A 15,902-nucleotide genomic window follows, 5' to 3' on the forward strand; every position below is an offset into this window, starting at 1 on the left:
GCGGTGTGCCCGACACCGCCTCCCCCTCCCCTGTCCCCCTCGTAACGCAGGAGCACCGCATGACCGACGCCCGCACCGACGACCGCACCGACTGGTTCGTCCACGACCGCTTCGGGATGTTCGTCCACTTCGGTCTCTACAGCGTCGCCGCCCGGCACGAGTGGGTGCAGAACTATGAGCGGATCGAAGCCACCGACTACGCCCGCTACGCCCGCTTCTTCGATCCCGACCTCTTCGACGCCCGGGCCCTCGCCCGCCAGGCTCGCCAGGCCGGCGCCCGCTACGTCGTACTCACCGCCAAGCACCACGAGGGCTTCTGCCTGTGGGACACCGCCACGACGCCGTTCAACGCCGTCGAGACCTGCGGCCGCGACCTCGTGCGCGAATACGTCGAGGCCCTGCGCGCCGAGGGACTGCGTGTCGGCGTCTACTTCTCTCTGCTCGACTGGTCTCATCCGCACTACACGATCGACCGGCACCACCCCCAGCGGAGCGTCGCCGACGTCGCCGCGCGAAACGCCGACCGCGATATGGCGGTCTACCGCCAGTACCTGCACGCACAGGTGCGGGAGCTGCTCACGGGCTACGGTCCGCTCGACTACCTCTTCTTCGACTTCACCGAGCCCGCCGAGGAAGACGGCCTGCCCGGCAAGTCGCCCGAGGACTGGGATGCCGGGACCCTGCTGGCGATGTGCCGCGAGCTGCAGCCCGACATGGTGGTGAACGACCGCCTCGGCATCCCCGCCGATCTCGTCACCCCCGAGCAGTACCAGCCGGTCCGCCCGTTCGAGCGCGACGGCGTGCCGCTCGTGTGGGAGGCCTGCCAGACGATCAACGGCAGCTGGGGCTATCACCGCGACAACCACGACAGCAAGAGCGCGGCCCTGCTGGTGCGGATGCTCGCCCGCTCGGTGGCACTGGGCGGCAACCTGCTGCTCAACGTCGGACCCACCGGCCGCGGGGAGATCGCCCCACGCGACGCCGCCCTGCTGTCGGAGGTCGGCGACTGGATGACCCGCCACGCGGATGCCATCCGCGGGGCCGGCGCATCGCGCTTCACCGCGCCGTCGGGCGTCGTCTACACGCAGCGCGGCGACCGCCTGTACGCGCACCTGTTCGACTGGCCCTTCGGTCTGCTGCACCTGCCCGACCTCGCCGACCGGGTCGAATTCGCGCGCTTCCTCGACGACGGGTCCGAGGTGCTGTTCGAGAACATCCCCGCCGACCAGGAAGCCTTCAACCTCCAGCCCGCGGCCCCGGCGCCGGGGACCCTGACGCTCAAGCTCCCCGTCCAGCCGCCGTCGGTCGCGCTCCCCGTGATCGAGCTGCGGCTGCGGCCCTCCTCCTGACGAAAGGCCATCCGATGGTCACCGAATCCTCCATCGCCCCGCGGCGACGGCGCCGCAGCACGATCGAGACGAGGGAACGCCGCCAGGCGCTCGGCTTCATCACCCCGGCCGTGCTCGGGCTCGCGGTGTTCACGGTCCTCCCCGTGGGTCTCGCGATCGTCATGAGCCTGTTCGACTGGCCGATCTTCGGCAAGCGCGCCTTCGTCGGCCTCGACAACTACGTGACGTTGCTGACCTCGTCGCCCGACTTCTGGCCCGCGCTGCGCAACTCCGCGGTCTTCACGCTGCTCTACGTGCCGCTGAACCTCGTCGTGGCGCTCGGGCTGTCGCTGCTGCTGGGGCCCCGCATCCGCGGCCGCGCCGTCTTCCGCGTCCTGTTCTTCATCCCCGTGGTCACACCGATCGTGGCGAGCGCGTTGATCTGGCGCCTGGTGCTGCAGCCCGACGGGCTGCTCAACGGCATGACGGTCTCGCTCTTCGGGTGGGAGCTGCCGAACTTCCTCGTCGACCAGAACTGGGCGATGCTCGCCGTCGTGGCGATGAGCGTCTGGGCGGGCATGGGCTACAACATGCTCGTGCTCACCGCGGCCCTCGAGCAGGTTCCGACCTCGGTCGTCGAGGCGGCGCAGATCGACGGGGCCCGTGGCATCCGTCTCGTCGGGCAGGTGATCATCCCGCTCATCTCGCCCGCGATCTTCTTCGCCGCGGTGATGACGATCATCTCGTCGATGCAGGTCTTCGCGCAGCCGCAGCTGCTGACCGGCGGCGGCCCCGGCACGTCCACCGTGCCGCTGGTGATGTTCATCTACAACACCGGCTTCAAGTTCCAGGACCTCGGTCTCGCCGCCGCGGGCGCGTGGATCCTGTTCGTCATCATCATCGGCATCACAGCGCTGCAGTTCCGGGCGCAGAAGAGGTGGGTGCACTATGAGCACTGAAACCCTGCGACAGACTCACCGACCGACTCCGCTGTCGCCCGCGACCGCCGTCGAGGGCCCGCGCGGTGGTCGACGCGGCCGCCGACGCGGTCAGCCGGCGTCGCGCGGCGAACGCCTCGGCCTCATCGGCGCGTACGCCGCGGTCATCGTGGCGGCCGTGGTCTTCGCCGCCCCGCTGATCTACGCCTTCTTCTCGGCGCTGAAGCCCTCGAACGAGGTGCTGCTGGCACCGCCGACGCTGGTCGGCACCGAGGTGCGATGGCAGAACTTCCTCGAGGTGTTCACCTTCGCGCCCTTCACCACCTACATCGCGAACTCGTTCATCGTCTCGATCGCCGGGGTGCTGGTCGTCCTCGCGGTGTCGGCGACGGCCGGCTATGCCTTCGGACGCCTGCGCTGGCCCGGGCGCGACGTGGTCTTCGTCCTGTTCCTCGGCACGCTGATGGTGCCGCAGGAGGTGCTCGTCATCCCCATGTTCGTCGTGATGCAGTGGTTCGGCTGGGTCGACACGTATCAGTCGCTCATCCTCCCCTGGGCCTTCACCGCCTTCGGCACCTTCCTCATGCGGCAGTTCTTCCGTGGCATCCCGTTCGAGCTCGAAGAAGCCGCGCGCATGGACGGGGCGGGACCGGTGCGCACCTTCCTGCAGGTGATCCTGCCCCTGGCGGGGTCGGCGCTGGCCGTGCTGGCGGTCTTCACGTTCCTCAACTACTGGAACAGCTACCTGTGGCCGCTCGTGACCGTCAACGACTACAACACCCTCGGCACCCTGCCCATCGGCCTGGCGAGCTTCGCCACGCAGTCCGGAACGCGCTGGGACCTGCAGATGGCGGCGACGATCATCTCGATGATCCCCACCACCCTCCTGGTCATCGCCCTGCAGAAGCACCTGGTCAAGGGCATCGCGACGTCGGGGCTGGGCGGACGATGAGCGAGCGACGCCCCCGCATCGCCATCGCCGGCGTGGCCATCGAGTCCAGCGCATACGCGGCCCACCGGGCCGGCCACGACGACTTCGTCGTGCTCCGCGGTGCCGACGTGCTCACGCGGTACCCGTTCCTCGCGGCGGGAACGCCCCTGGGCGACGCCGCCGAGTGGATCGGGGTGTTCTACGCCCGCTCCATCCCCGGGGGGCAGGTGCGACGCGACGTCTACGACGACTTCCGCTCCCGGATCGTGACCGGCCTCGCCGAGGTCGGAGACGTGGATGCCGTGTACCTCGACGTGCACGGAGCGATGGGCGTCGACGGCCTCGACGACGCCGAGGGCGACCTCCTCGAGGCCGTGCGCGCGGTGATCGGCGCCGAGCCCCTCGTCGTCGCGCCGATGGATCTGCACGGCAACGTCTCGGAGCGCTTCGCCCGCGCCGTCGACCTGCCGACCTGCTTCCGCCTGGCGCCGCACGAGGACGCCGACGAGACGCGGGAGCGTGCCGCCCGGACCCTCCTCGAGTGGGTGGGCCGCGACGAGCGCCCCGCACGCGCGTGGGTGCGCGTGCCGATCCTGCTCCCCGGCGAGAAGACCTCGACCCGCGTGGAGCCCGCGAAGAGCCTCTACGCCCGTCTCGGCGACGTGGAGCGGATGCCGGGGGTCACCGACGCGTCGATCTGGATCGGCTACGCCTGGGCTGACGAACCCCGCTGCCACGCCACGGTGCTCGTCAGCGGCTCCGACGAACCGACCATCGTCGAGCAAGCCGAGACGCTGGCTCGCGCGCTGTGGGACGCGCGCGCGGACTTCTCGTTCGTCGGACCGCCCGGGTCGCTCGCCGACGGCATCACCGCGGGGCTCGCACACCGCGCCTCCGGTGGGGACCGGCCCTACCTCGTCAGCGACTCCGGCGACAACCCGGGAGCGGGCGGCTCGGGCGATGTCACCTGGGCGTTGCACGAACTGCTCCGCGACGACCGGCTGACCGGCGACGACGACGGCCTCTCCGTCGCCGTGGCGTCGATCTTCGATGCCACCGCCGTCGCCTCCCTCGACGGCGTCGCCGTGGGCTCGGCGGTCGACCTCGAAGCCGGCGCCCGCGTCGACGACCGCGTGAGCGGACCCGTTCGCCTCGTCGGCGTGCTGCTCCACCGGCACGACGATCCGGTCGCCGGGCGCGTCGTCGTGATCGGCATCGGCGCACTCCGGGTGATCGTCACCGAACGGCGCAAGGCGTTCCACGCCGTCGAGGACTTCCGCCGGCTCGGCATCGACCCCTCGGCCACCGACATCGTCGTGACCAAGATCGGCTACCTCGAGCCCACCCTGTACGCCATCGCCGCGGGCTGGACGCTGGCCCTCACCCCGGGGCCGGTCGACCAAGACCTGGATCGACTGGGTCACCGCCGCATCGAGCGACCGATGTTCCCCTTCGATGCGTTCGATGCCGATCCCGACCTGAGGGCGGTGGTTCTGCGATGACCGCGTTCGAGATGGCCGTGCAGGATGCCGCGGGCATCGGTGTCGCAGCGACGCTCGGCGTCGACCGCGTCGAGCTGTGCGCTGCGCTGTCGCTCGGGGGGTTGACCCCCTCGGTCGGGCTCATCGAGGCCGCGACCGCCGCCGGCATCGCGACCCACGTCCTGGTGCGCCCACGCGGGGGCGACTTCGAGTACGACGACGCCGAGCGGACCCTCATCGTCGACGACGCCCGGTGGGCGTGCTCGCGGGGTGCGGCCGGCGTCGTCGTCGGCGGCCTGCGCGACGGGGCGATCGACGAGGAGCTCGTCGATCGCGTCCTCGCCGTCGCGGGCGGCGCGGACGTGACATTCCATCGGGCCTTCGACAATCTGTCGGACCTCGACGCCGGTCTCGACCGGCTCGCCGCGATCGGCGTCACCCGGATCTTGACCTCGGGCGGCGCCGCCCGGGCAGACGACGCGCTCGACGTCCTGCGGCGACTGGTGCGACGGGCGGGCGGGGCGATCGAGATCATGGCGGGCAGCGGGGTGCGCTCCGACAACGCGGCGCGGATCGCCGCCACCGGCGTCGACGCCGTCCATGCCTCGGCCAAGCGCTCGGTTGCCGGCCGCCCCGGCGTCGCGCTCGGCTCCGCAGCCATCGACGGTGGGGGGTACGAGACCGTCGACCCCGACGAGGCCCGTCGCCTGTTCGGCATCCTGCGGTCGACCGAGGAGGCGAGATGACGCTTCTTCTGGGAGTCGACAACGGGGGAACACGGGTCAAGCTGCTCCTCGCGCGCGAGGTCGGCGGGCGGTTCGAGCACGTACGCACGGACGACGCGCCGACCCCCCGCGGACCCGGCGCCATGGACGAACTGGCCGTGCTGACACGGACGTTCCTCGCCGGCGACCGCGCGGACGCCTTCGGCATCACCGTCGCCGGAATCCTCGACGAGACGTCCGGTGTCGTGGCGACCAGCGCGAACATGCGCTGGCTGGAGGGACTGGCACCCGCCCGCGAGCTGTCCGACCGTCTCGACATCGCCGGGGTGGCCGTGCAGGACGGCGTCGCCACCGCGATCGCGGAAGCGGTCCTCGGCGCCGGACGCGGAGCCGACGACGTGTTCGTGCTCGCCCTGGGAACGGGAATCGCCGGCGCCCATGTCGTCGGCGGCGCCGTCCGCAAGGGCGCGCACGGCGGTGCGGGAGAGATCGGGCACCTCGCCGCGGGGCGCGGTGAGAAATGCACGTGCGGGCAATCGGGCTGTCTGGAATCGCTCCTGGGCGGCACGCGCCTCGGCGCACGCTGGGACCGCGCCCGCGGGGTCGACGCGTCGTCCACCGCCCTCGACGTGGTGCTCGCCGCCGAGCGGGGCGACGGCACCGCCCGCGCGATCCTCGACGAGGCGACGACGGCTCTGGCTCACAGCCTGCTGAGTGTGATGGCCATGATCGACCCCGGCGTGATCGTCATCGGCGGCGGTCTGTCGAACTCGCCGACCTGGATCATCGACCCCGCGGTCGACAAGGCCCACCGTCAGGCGACCTTCCACGCCGTGCCCCCCATCGTCCGGGCGCAGCTCGGCACGTGGGCGGGGGCGTGGGGTGCGGTCGTGACCGCGGGGCACCGGATGAGCGGCGAGCGCCGCCTCGAGCGGACGGAGACCGTCTGATGGCCGAGGTCGTCGTCACCCGAACCGCCGACGAGGCGTCACGGCTCGCCGCGGATCACGTCGCCCGCGCGATCGCTGTCCGACCTCGGCTCGTGTTGGGTGTCGCCACCGGCTCCACCCCCGAGCTCTTCTACCGTCACCTGGCCCGGCGCCTCACCGCGGAAGGCACCGACACGTCGGGTGTCCGAGCATTCGCGCTCGACGAGTACGTGGGGCTGCCCGCCGATCACCCCGAGTCGTATGCCGCCGTCATCGAACGCACCGTGACGGTACCGCTCGGTCTCGACCCGGCGCACGTGCACGTGCCCGACGGCGGCGCCGCTGATCCCTTCGCCGCCGCCGAGGCGTACGACCGCGCCATCACCGCCGTCGGCGGTGTCGACATCCAGATCCTCGGCATCGGACGCAACGGTCACATCGGCTTCAACGAACCGGGGTCGTCGCTCGGGTCGCGCACGCGGGTGAAGACGCTGGCCGCCTCGACCCGCGACGCCAACGCGCGGTTCTTCGCCGATCCGCGCGATGTCCCCGTCCACTGCATCACCCAGGGCATCGGCACCATTCGCGAGGCACGGCATCTCATCCTGCTCGCCTTCGGGGCGGACAAGAGCGCCGCGCTGGCCGGTGCCGTCGAGGGTCCCGTGTCGGCGAGCCTGCCCGGATCGGCGATTCAGCTCCATCCGCACGTCACGGTGCTGGCCGACGAGGATGCCGCGCGGGAGCTGACGCAGGCAGAGGCCTACCGCGAGGCCTGGGCTCTGAAGCCCTCCGCGCAATCGTTCTGAGCGAACGCCGCAGCGCGCTCCGCGTCTCCCGGTGGAGGCGTCCGTCACCGGCGCGCCCCACGCCGGCGCTCCCGGTCTGCCGGCGGAGCCGTCCGGTGCCGCCCTCGCACGGGGCGTGACATCACGTCCGAAGAGGTGCGCTCGTCGACTCCCGCACGACGAGTGTGGGAGGGATCGTGTCGTGCCGAGGTTCGGCGGCGCCCTCGATAGCGGCGACGATCCGCCGGAGCGCCGACGCGCCGAGAGCGGAGAAGTCCTGCCGGACCGTCGTCAGGGGAGGGAGGAAGTGGCGCGCATCGGACAGGTCGTCGAAGCCGACGACACTGATGTCGTGCGGAACCCGGATGCCGCGATCGTGCAACCCGTGGATGACACCGAGCGCCATCTGGTCGTTCGCCGCGAACACGGCCGTCGTCTCGCCCAGGTCGTACGTGCGACCGAACTGGAACCCGAACTCGGAACCCCAATCGGCGATGACGCACGGCCCCTCGCGGAGCCCTGCCTCCGCGAGGGCCTCTCGCCAGCCCTGAGCGCGTTCTCTGGCGTCGAACCAGTCCGTCGGGCCGGCCAGGTGAGCGATGGTGCGGTGCCCGAGCCCCACGAGATGCCGGACCGCCAGTCGCGCGCCCTCCCGCTGATCGACCCCCACCGTGTGCCACGACGCGCTCGCCTCGGCCTTGACGACGATCGTCGGAAGGTTCGTGGTCTGCCGACGGAGCAGCGCGAGCGAGGACTCGCGCGGGGCGATGACGCAGAGCGCGTCGACCCCCTCGGTGACCGCTTCCATGACGCCGGCGTCCATCCGGGCTGCATCCGGATGATCGCTCGAGAACGCGCTCACGGCGTAGCCGGCCCCACGTGCGGCGGTCTCCAGAGCCCGCAGCGTGCTGTTCGGGCCGTTCTGGACGGGACCGTCGATGAGCACCCCGATCCGCCGGGCACGCCGGGTGGCGAGCGCACGGGCGATCGAGCTCGGCGTGTAGTTCATGTCCTCCATGACCTGCAGCACACGCGTGCGCGTGGTTTCGCGGATCTGCGGGTGTTCGTTCATGACCCGCGACACGGTCATGTGCGAGACACCCGCCCGGCGCGCGACGTCGTAGATGCTGGGCCGCTGCCATCCGCGGCTCGAAGGCTGGGTCATCGTGATCGTCCGATCCTGCGAAGGGGAGGTGTCGCTCCCGGGGGTGAACGGGGGCGGGCGTACCCGCCCCCGTTCACGGAATGTCAGTCCTGCGCGCCGTACGGGGCCTCGGAGGTCTCGGTGACCTGCGTGCCGTCGACCGTGGCACGGGCCGTCACCGTGGCCGCCCCCGCGGGAAGGGACGGCTTCCTCGAGGTGAACGACGCGCTGACCCTCTTGCCCGGTTGCACCGTGGCGAAGGTCTTCTCCCCGTAGGCGGTGCGGATGTGGATCTCGACGGGCACCGGCGAACGGTTCACCGCGCTCACCGCGACGTACGCCTTGCCGCCGATCATCCGCGTCGACGCCGACGATTCGATCACCAGGACGGTCGCGGGCGGCGCCGTGCGCGCGGGGAGCGTGATCGTGCGGGTGGACTCCTCGTTACCGGCGACGTCCTGCGAGCGCACGTGCACGAAGCGCGGGGCCTCAGTGAGTTCGACCGAGAACGGCTTCTCGTAGGTGGCGTACATGTTGTTCGACGCGCCCGCCGGGTCGGCATCCGGTCCGTCCGACCAGACGGTCCGCGACAGACCCGACCCCGGTTCGGCATCGGTCGGGGCGAGGGTGACGACGGCGGAGACGCCGCCGACCACCTCGATCCGATCGCCGGTGACCGGCGCGACGGTGTCGACCTTCACGTCGGCCCGTGCCTCGCCCACGGCGCCGTCGACGGCGGTCGCGCGTGCGACGACGGTGAGCTCACCCTGCCCGTCCACCGACACCGGGTCGGTGTACGGCCGCCAGGTCGCGCCCGCGTCGGTGCTGATCTCGATCGAGGCGATGTCGGCCGCGGTCTTCTGCGCCGTCACCGTCGCCCTGGGCGCGGTGACGTACCACCCCGAGCCCTCGGGGGCGGTGTCGAAGGCGATGCTGACCAGGGGCGTCGTCTGATCGACCGGCGCGACGACGAAGACGGTCGCGACGGCCCCGGAGGAGAAGCCCGCGACGGAACCCGTCACATCGAACATCGCCTCGGCCGCGGCGTACGACTCCGGAGCAATCGACCCCCACGTCACGGGGATGCCGCTGGCGGCCGTCGCATCGTCGTAGACGGCGCGCACGGTCTTCGGCAGCACCGGCGCCACGCCCGGGGCGGTGATGACCGAGGTGTAGTCGATGGAGGCAATGGTCTGCGAGAGCACGTCGGCGACGAAGACGGTCGCCGTCACCGTCTGCGCATCGAAACCGCTGACCCGCCCCGACACGGTGAACGTGCCGGCCTGGGCGACCTGTGCCGAGGCGACGGCATCCCACGTCACCGCGCTCTCGCGCAGGGGCGTGTCGGCTCCGATCACCCAGACCCGCGCCGGCAGCGTGGGAAGCGCACCGGTGGTGGTGCGGACGGCGACGTCCTCGGCGGCGACGAATCCATCGCCGGGCTCGGGATCGGGATCGTCGGGGGCGGCGATGCCGGTGACCTCCCACTCGATGACGCTCGTCGCGTACGGCATCCCGTCGACGACCTGCCGCTCGAGGGTGAGCCGCAGTGCGCGCGTGGTCACGGCGTCGAAGGCCACATCGACCGGCGCGAGCGAGGTCGTCGGCTGCGCTGGGTCGAAGGCGGGCAGCGGGTACGCCACGTCGGCGCCGCTCACGGGCTCCCACTCGCCGGCGGCATCCCGATACTCCAGCGACCACTCCGCCGGGATGCGGACCCCGCCGTCGCCGACCCCCAGGTTCTGCCAGAGGAAGAGCGTGGATGCCGAGACCGTCACCGGGTCGTCCCAGGTGTAGGTCGCGACATCGGCCTCGGGGGCCGGGGAGACGCCCCAGGTGCCCCACATCGCGCCCAGGTCGTTCGTGGGCGCGGAGGCGCCGTCGTTGAGCGCCGCCGCGGAGTTCCACGGGGGAACGTAGCTGACGGCGACGTCGGGGGCGTGCGCCCCGGTCGCCACGGCGATGTTGCCCGGGGTTTCCGCGGCGACATTGCCCGCGGTTTCCGCGGCGACGGGTGAGGGCGCGATCGTCGACGCCGAGAACGCCAGGGCAAGGGCGACGACGCCCGCGGACACGCGGGGGATCGAGAGAGGGTGAGGCATCAGGGGGTCCGGTCTTTCTCAGGCGTCGATGGGGGCACGGCCGGCCGCCAGCAGCACCTTCTGGCGGTCGCGGGCGGTGAGCAGGTCGGCCTCGGTGAAGGACTGCGACACGGAGCGCACGGCCTCCAGGAAGGCCGCGCGGTCGGCGAACGGCGCCTTCGCCCACACCTCGTCGAGCAGGCTCGGTCCGTTCTGACCGCGCGTGGGATTGCGTACCTTGGCGTCGACGCCGGCGAAGGCCACGGTGGGCTCGGATCGCTGGAAGTACATGTGGTAGGTCACGTCCTTCCCCGAGTAGGCCGGTTCGAACGTGCGCCCGTCGATGACGAAGACGTTGCCGCTGCGCTTGGTCACCCCCCGGCGGATCGAGCCGTCGAGCCCCGCCCGCGACGACAGCGCGAGCGTCGCGTAGCGCGTCGAGGAGTCGATGGCCGTGAGCACGACGGGGCCGTAGACCAGTGCCTGGATGTCACGGCGGTCGGGGGTGGGCTCGGCGCGGAGGCTCAACGGGATGGTGACCGTGACCTTGTCGCCCTTCGCCCACGAGCGGGTGAGGGCGACGTACGTTCCGGGCGCGGTGTCGGCATCCGTCCGCTCGCCGTTCACGCTGACCGTCGCTCCGCGCGCCCACGCGGGGATGCGCACGTGCAGCGTGAACGATCCCGCCGGGGCGCTGGTGAACTCCAGGGTCGAGGTGTCCGTCTCGGGGTACGACGACGTCTGGACGAGCGTCAGCCCCTTCTCGCTCCAGTCGAGGGTCGAGGCGATGTAGAGATTGACGAACAGGGCGTCGCCGGCCTTCGAGCGGAAGTAGATCGTGTCCTGGTACTTCACGTGGCTCTCGAGCGCGGTGCCGCCGCAGCACGTGCCGATGTTGCCGTCGCCGTACTCCTTGCGCGTGCCGGGGTTGACCGGGAACATGTAGCAGTTCTCCGGGCTGACGGTCGACTCAGCGTCCCGGCGGCCGCCGAGGATGTGGTTCAGCACCGTGCGCTCGTAGTAGTCCATGTACGCCGGGTCCTGATGGTGCAGGAAGAGCGAGCGCGCGATCTTCAGCATGTTGTACGCGGCGCACGACTCGGCGTTGCGCTTTCCGATGTCGCCGGCGACGGCGTTCGCGGGGCCCCACAGCTCGCCTTCCCCGGTGCCGCCGTGGGCGTACGCACGGCCCGGCACGACCATGCCGAAGAGGTTCTCCACGGCCGTGCGGTAGCGCTCCTCCCCCGTCTGGTCGTAGAGCTTCAGGTAGCCCGAGAAGGTGGGGATGTACTGGTTGGCGTGCCGGCCGTCGAGCGTGTCGCGGTCGTCGGCGCACGCATCGACCAGGGCGTCGTACGTGAACAGCTTCGCCGCCTGCAGGAACTCCTCTCGGGCCGGGTCGGCAGAGCGCCAGTACAGCTCGACGAGCACGTCGTTCATGCCGCCGCACTCGCCCGCGATGTAGAGGGACCACATCCTCTGCAGCTGCGCGGGCGCGCACTTCGACAGGCGGGAGTACACCCAGTGGCCGATCCCCTCGGCCAGGGTCAGCGCGAGCGCGTTCCCCGTGTAGGCATGCGCGTCGAGCAGGCCCGCCACGATCTTGTGCAGCGTGTAGTACGGCGCCCAGATCTCGCCGTAGGGGGCGTAGTTCTCGAGGGCCGAGAACTGCCACTCGCCATAGGCGGAGAGGAAACCCGGATGCGAGTACCTCGACGCGGTGCCGACCTTCTGCGCGGCCAGAGCGGCCCGGCATTCCTCGAGCCCGGCGACGAACGCGCCGACCTTCTGCGCGAGCGCGCCCTCGCCGGTCGAGGCGTACGCCATCGACAGCCCGCTGAGGAAGTGCCCGGCGAAGTGGCCCCGGAGCAGTCCGCCCGCGCCGCGCGCGTTCTGACCGGCACGGTACTCCGACGGCCCCCAGCGCTGATCGTCGGGCGCGGGCCCGAACTCCTCCCACCCGCCGGGTGGGGTGGCGCTACGGGTGTCGAGTCCCGCGTTGCGGCGGAACACCGCCAGCAGGGCGTCGACGGAGTAGGCGCGGTTGAGGATCAGAGCCTGCTTCTGCGCACGGGTGAAGACGCTCTGTCCGAGGGTCACCGCGCTCAGCGGGAACGGCTGCAGCGCCCACGCGTCGGGCACGACCTCGCGCGCCGCGGCCCGCACGACCGCGGCCGAGTGCCGGAGTCCCGCACGGCGGAAAGCGGAGGCCGAAGGAACGGCGGCGGCCGCCGCGGGCGCCGTCAGCGCGCCGGACGCGGCGATCAGGCCACCCACCGCGGTGGAGCCGAGCAGGGCGCGTCGGGTGAGAACGGGGGGATCGATGGGGGTCACGGTGTCTCTTCTCTTCATCGAGCGGAACAGGGCAATGCTGCCGGGGAGGAGGAAGGGGGCGGGCGGACCCGCCCCCTTCCCGACGTCACTTCTGCGCGCCGTACGACGCCTCGACGGTCGAGGTGACCTGCGCGCCCTCGACGGTGGCCGTGGCCGTCACCGTGACCACTCCCGCCGGAATGGACGACTTCCGCGAGGTGAACGACGCGCTCACCGTCTTGCCGGGCTGGACGTTCGTGAACGTTTTCGTCCCGTAGAGGGACGTGATCACGAGGTCGGCGGCGACGTCGTCGTCGTTCTTCGCGGTCGAGGTCACGTAGGCCTTCCCCGCGATCATCCGCGTCGACGCCGACGCCTCGATCGCCAGCGCGGGAGCAGGTGCATCGGCGGCCCACGCCTCGAACTCCTGGATTCCGGCTGAGCCCTGGCCCTCCTGCGCACCCCACGACTGCATGAGGGTGCGCAGGGCCGTCGTCTCGACCGCGGCGAAGCGGACCTCGTTGGGGGCGTCGGACGATCGCCCGTAGCCGTCGCCGGTGACGACATCGCGCCAGGCGCCGGTGGCGTCGCGGTACTGCAGCACCCACGACCGGGGCGGGATCAGCCCCGCGTTGGCGGTATCGGCGGCATCCCGGGCGAACTGCACACCCGCGCGATCCAGGCGCACCGGGCGCTCCCAGCTGAGCTGCACCCACTGCTCCCCGACCCGCGGCCAGGTGCCCCAGTTGGTCGTGGTCGACCCGTCGTTGACATTGTCGACGGGAGCCCAGCCCGAGGCCGACGACGCGGTCGCGGTGGCGAATCGCGCCACGTTGCCGGTCATCGGTGCATCGGCCGAACGCGGGATGGTGATCGCGGTCGGCGTCGAGACGTTGCCCGCGACGTCCGTGGCGCGCACGTACACGACGTGCCGCTCCAGGTCGGGCGCCGCCACGGCGCCCGTGAGCGGCTTCCACGCGGTGGGTTCGTCGATGGCGTACTCCAGACCCGACAGCCCGGATCCGGCGTCGGTCGCCGTGGCCGACACCGATCGCGCGTTCGCGTCGAGCTGCGCCGCCACCTGCGGCGCGGTCGCGTCGATGCGGAACGCCGCGGTGGCATCGGCGGAGACGTTGCCCGCGGCATCCGTCGCTCGTGCGATCACGCTGTGCGCGCCGTCGCCGGTCACGACGGTGTCGACGCGACGCACGTCCGCGGTCTCGGTCAGCGTGCCGCCGTCGATGCCGACCGAGATGCGCGAACGCACGTCGCGGTTGTCGGTCGCGGTGACGCGCGCGGTCACGGGGCCGACGTACCAATCGCCGGCACCCTTGGGTCCGCGCAGTTCGATACCCACCTCGGGTGCCGCGGTGTCGGGCGACGTGTCGGCGCCGACGACCGTCACGGTCGCCTGGACGCGTCCGGCGGCGTAGCCCTGGGCGGTGCCGGACACCGTGAAGGTGCCGGTCTTCGCGTACGACGCCGGGTCGACGGCATCCCATTTCACCGGTGCGGCGACGCGATCAGCGCCGTAGACGAGCGCGACGGTCTCGGGAAGCTCGGGCGCTTCGCCGACGAGCGTGCGGGTGGTCGCCGGCTCGTAGCGGTCGGCGGAGACGGCTCCGACCGACCACTCCTCCACCGCGAGGGCGGAGTATTTCGCGGGAGTGGTCCTGCCGGGCGCGGCGTTCATCACGGCCCGCAGGCGCGTCGTCGTCACCGGGGTGAAGGTGACCTCGTGCAGCTGGCGCGTGGTCGTCGGGTAGCCGCTGGGGTTCTGCACGTCGTTCCAGCGACCCTGGTCCCAGTACTGCAGCGACCAGGAGGCGGGAGCGGCGACGCCGTCGCCGGAACCGGGCTGGGCGTCGTTCCAGAACTGGATCGACGCGCGATCGATGCGCACGGGCTCCGACCAGTCGTACTGGATCCACTGGCTCGCGGGACGATCTGCGGAGTACGAACCCCACATGTCCGGCGGAAGGGGGTTGGGCCGCACGATCCCGTCGTTCAGCGCCGCCATCCAGTACTGCGTGGGGATGGGCTGGTTCGAGGCGGAGGCCGTCGCCCACGGCGCCACGTTCGGAGACGGGAGGGCGTCCTCGTCGCGGATCGGCGTGGTCACGACGGGCTTCATGCGCGCGGGCGTCACCGAGTCGTCCCACTCGACCTTGTCGACGGCGACCGAGCGGCGGAAGTGGTTTCCCCCCTCCGCATCGGCGGTGTGGTACGCCATGTACCACTCGCCCTGGAACTCGGTGATGGCGGGGTGGCTGGTGGTGGACGACACCGGCGCGAGCACGCGCCCCTGCGAGGTCCACGGTCCCATCGGCGTCGGCGCCGTCGAGTACGCGATGCACGCGTGATAGACCGCGGGGGTGCACCAGCTGTCGGGCCCCGCGGTGTTCGCCGCGTACGCGAGGTAGTAGGTCCCCTTGCGCTGGAACAGCCAGGCCGCCTCGAAGAAGCCGTCGACACCGCCGCGGATCTCGGTGGGCGTGCCGATGAGGGTCTTCATATCGGATGCCAGTTCGACGCCGAACAGGCGGCTGAAACTGCCCCAGTACATCCACACCCGGCCGTCGTCGCCGACGTACACGGTGGGGTCGATGTTGTGGGCGTCGTTGCCCAGGATCTTCTGCGACACGATCGGACCGCCGACGTAGTCGGTCCACGGGCCGGACGGAGTGTCGGACACGGCGATACCGATGCCGAACGGGTCGACGGAGGTGCTCCCGGCCTCGTGCACCGGCACGTACCAGTAGAAGCGGTCGTCGGCGCCCTGCACCACCTGGCCCGCGTAGGCGCGTCCGGGCGTCGCCCACGAGAACACCTGCTCGGGGCGCATCAGCGCCGGGTGGTTCTCCCACTGGCCGCCCTCGACGTCGGTCGTGGAGAACGACTGCCACTCGTTCATGATGAAGTCGTTCGTCGTCGGGCCCGCTTCGTCGCGGCCGGCGTAGACGTAGAGCGTGTCGTCGACGACGAGGGTGGCCGGGTCGGCGGAGTACACCGATCCGTCGCCGATCAGGGGGTTGGGGAGGGCGGCGGCGGGGCCGGCGGGTGCCAGCGCGAGCAGGCCGGCCACGAGACCCACGACGGCGAACACCGCGAGGGGCCGACGAGCGGCGTATCTGGTCATGAGCTTCTTTCGCTTCGAGATCGCGGGGATATCAGGGGGGAACAGCCTCCCGGGCGCACCGCAGGGGTCGGCGCGGGCACCCGGGAGGGGTTCCGGAGGGGAGTGGGG

The 15,902-nt window shown here is 71.3% G+C and carries 11 protein-coding genes; 7 read left to right on the top strand and 4 right to left on the bottom strand.

Going from position 1 to position 15,902, the window contains the following annotated elements; all coding sequences use genetic code 11:
* Positions 1-59: 59 nt before the first annotated feature.
* The 7 genes from MT347_RS15365 to MT347_RS15395 are packed head-to-tail and all read left to right on the top strand — an operon-like array spanning position 60 to position 7,138.
* Positions 60-1,349 carry an alpha-L-fucosidase gene (locus MT347_RS15365; RefSeq protein ID WP_243502176.1) on the top strand — a complete coding sequence of 430 codons (1,290 nt, stop codon included), beginning with the start codon at positions 60-62 and terminating at the stop codon, positions 1,347-1,349.
* A gap of 14 nt (positions 1,350-1,363) precedes the next feature.
* A complete protein-coding gene (locus MT347_RS15370; protein ID WP_243502177.1) occupies positions 1,364-2,287 on the top strand; it encodes a carbohydrate ABC transporter permease in 924 nt (307 codons plus the stop codon).
* Positions 2,277-3,218 (top strand): carbohydrate ABC transporter permease, encoded by a 942-nt coding sequence (locus tag MT347_RS15375; RefSeq protein WP_243502178.1) that lies wholly within the window; start codon positions 2,277-2,279, stop codon positions 3,216-3,218. The genes MT347_RS15370 and MT347_RS15375 overlap by 11 nt, the downstream gene beginning before the upstream one ends.
* Positions 3,215-4,699 (top strand): M81 family metallopeptidase, encoded by a 1,485-nt coding sequence (locus MT347_RS15380; RefSeq protein ID WP_243502179.1) that lies wholly within the window; start codon positions 3,215-3,217, stop codon positions 4,697-4,699. Before MT347_RS15375 ends, MT347_RS15380 begins: the two co-directional genes overlap by 4 nt.
* Positions 4,696-5,424 (top strand): copper homeostasis protein CutC, encoded by a 729-nt coding sequence (locus tag MT347_RS15385; protein ID WP_243502180.1) that lies wholly within the window; start codon positions 4,696-4,698, stop codon positions 5,422-5,424. The genes MT347_RS15380 and MT347_RS15385 overlap by 4 nt, the downstream gene beginning before the upstream one ends.
* A complete protein-coding gene (locus MT347_RS15390) occupies positions 5,421-6,353 on the top strand; it encodes an ROK family protein (protein WP_243502181.1) in 933 nt (310 codons plus the stop codon). Before MT347_RS15385 ends, MT347_RS15390 begins: the two co-directional genes overlap by 4 nt.
* Positions 6,353-7,138: a glucosamine-6-phosphate deaminase gene (locus MT347_RS15395; protein WP_243502182.1), complete on the top strand. Its 786-nt coding sequence runs from the start codon at positions 6,353-6,355 to the stop codon at positions 7,136-7,138. The genes MT347_RS15390 and MT347_RS15395 overlap by 1 nt, the downstream gene beginning before the upstream one ends.
* A 121-nt stretch (positions 7,139-7,259) precedes the next feature.
* Here the strand turns inward: MT347_RS15395 and MT347_RS15400 are convergent, their stop codons facing one another.
* The 4 genes from MT347_RS15400 to MT347_RS15415 form a co-directional block, all read right to left on the bottom strand.
* A complete protein-coding gene (locus MT347_RS15400) occupies positions 7,260-8,282 on the bottom strand; it encodes a substrate-binding domain-containing protein (RefSeq protein WP_243502183.1) in 1,023 nt (340 codons plus the stop codon).
* An 83-nt stretch (positions 8,283-8,365) separates the two neighbouring features.
* Positions 8,366-10,363, bottom strand: a complete 1,998-nt coding sequence (locus tag MT347_RS15405; protein WP_243502184.1) for an Ig-like domain-containing protein — start codon at positions 10,361-10,363, stop codon at positions 8,366-8,368.
* Between the two features lie 18 nt (positions 10,364-10,381).
* Entirely contained in the window at positions 10,382-12,676 is a 2,295-nt protein-coding gene (locus tag MT347_RS15410) for a beta-L-arabinofuranosidase domain-containing protein (protein ID WP_243502185.1), read from the bottom strand.
* Positions 12,677-12,761: 85 nt separating this feature from the next.
* Positions 12,762-15,794, bottom strand: coding sequence for a family 43 glycosylhydrolase (locus MT347_RS15415; protein WP_243502186.1), 3,033 nt, complete (start codon positions 15,792-15,794; stop codon positions 12,762-12,764).
* Positions 15,795-15,902 lie beyond the last annotated feature (108 nt).

This window comes from Microbacterium sp. VKM Ac-2923 (assembly GCF_022815605.1).
Taxonomy (GTDB): domain Bacteria; phylum Actinomycetota; class Actinomycetes; order Actinomycetales; family Microbacteriaceae; genus Microbacterium.

What these genes read in the sequence shown, in the direction of transcription:
- MT347_RS15365 (WP_243502176.1), top strand. Translation starts at nt 60, where the DNA reads ATGACCGACGCCCGCACCGACGACCGCACCGACTGGTTCGTCCACGAC.
- MT347_RS15370 (WP_243502177.1), top strand. Translation starts at nt 1,364, where the DNA reads ATGGTCACCGAATCCTCCATCGCCCCGCGGCGACGGCGCCGCAGCACG.
- MT347_RS15375 (WP_243502178.1), top strand. Translation starts at nt 2,277, where the DNA reads ATGAGCACTGAAACCCTGCGACAGACTCACCGACCGACTCCGCTGTCG.
- MT347_RS15380 (WP_243502179.1), top strand. Translation starts at nt 3,215, where the DNA reads ATGAGCGAGCGACGCCCCCGCATCGCCATCGCCGGCGTGGCCATCGAG.
- MT347_RS15385 (WP_243502180.1), top strand. Translation starts at nt 4,696, where the DNA reads ATGACCGCGTTCGAGATGGCCGTGCAGGATGCCGCGGGCATCGGTGTC.
- MT347_RS15390 (WP_243502181.1), top strand. Translation starts at nt 5,421, where the DNA reads ATGACGCTTCTTCTGGGAGTCGACAACGGGGGAACACGGGTCAAGCTG.
- MT347_RS15395 (WP_243502182.1), top strand. Translation starts at nt 6,353, where the DNA reads ATGGCCGAGGTCGTCGTCACCCGAACCGCCGACGAGGCGTCACGGCTC.
- MT347_RS15400 (WP_243502183.1), bottom strand. Translation starts at nt 8,282, where the DNA reads ATGACCCAGCCTTCGAGCCGCGGATGGCAGCGGCCCAGCATCTACGAC.
- MT347_RS15405 (WP_243502184.1), bottom strand. Translation starts at nt 10,363, where the DNA reads ATGCCTCACCCTCTCTCGATCCCCCGCGTGTCCGCGGGCGTCGTCGCC.
- MT347_RS15415 (WP_243502186.1), bottom strand. Translation starts at nt 15,794, where the DNA reads ATGACCAGATACGCCGCTCGTCGGCCCCTCGCGGTGTTCGCCGTCGTG.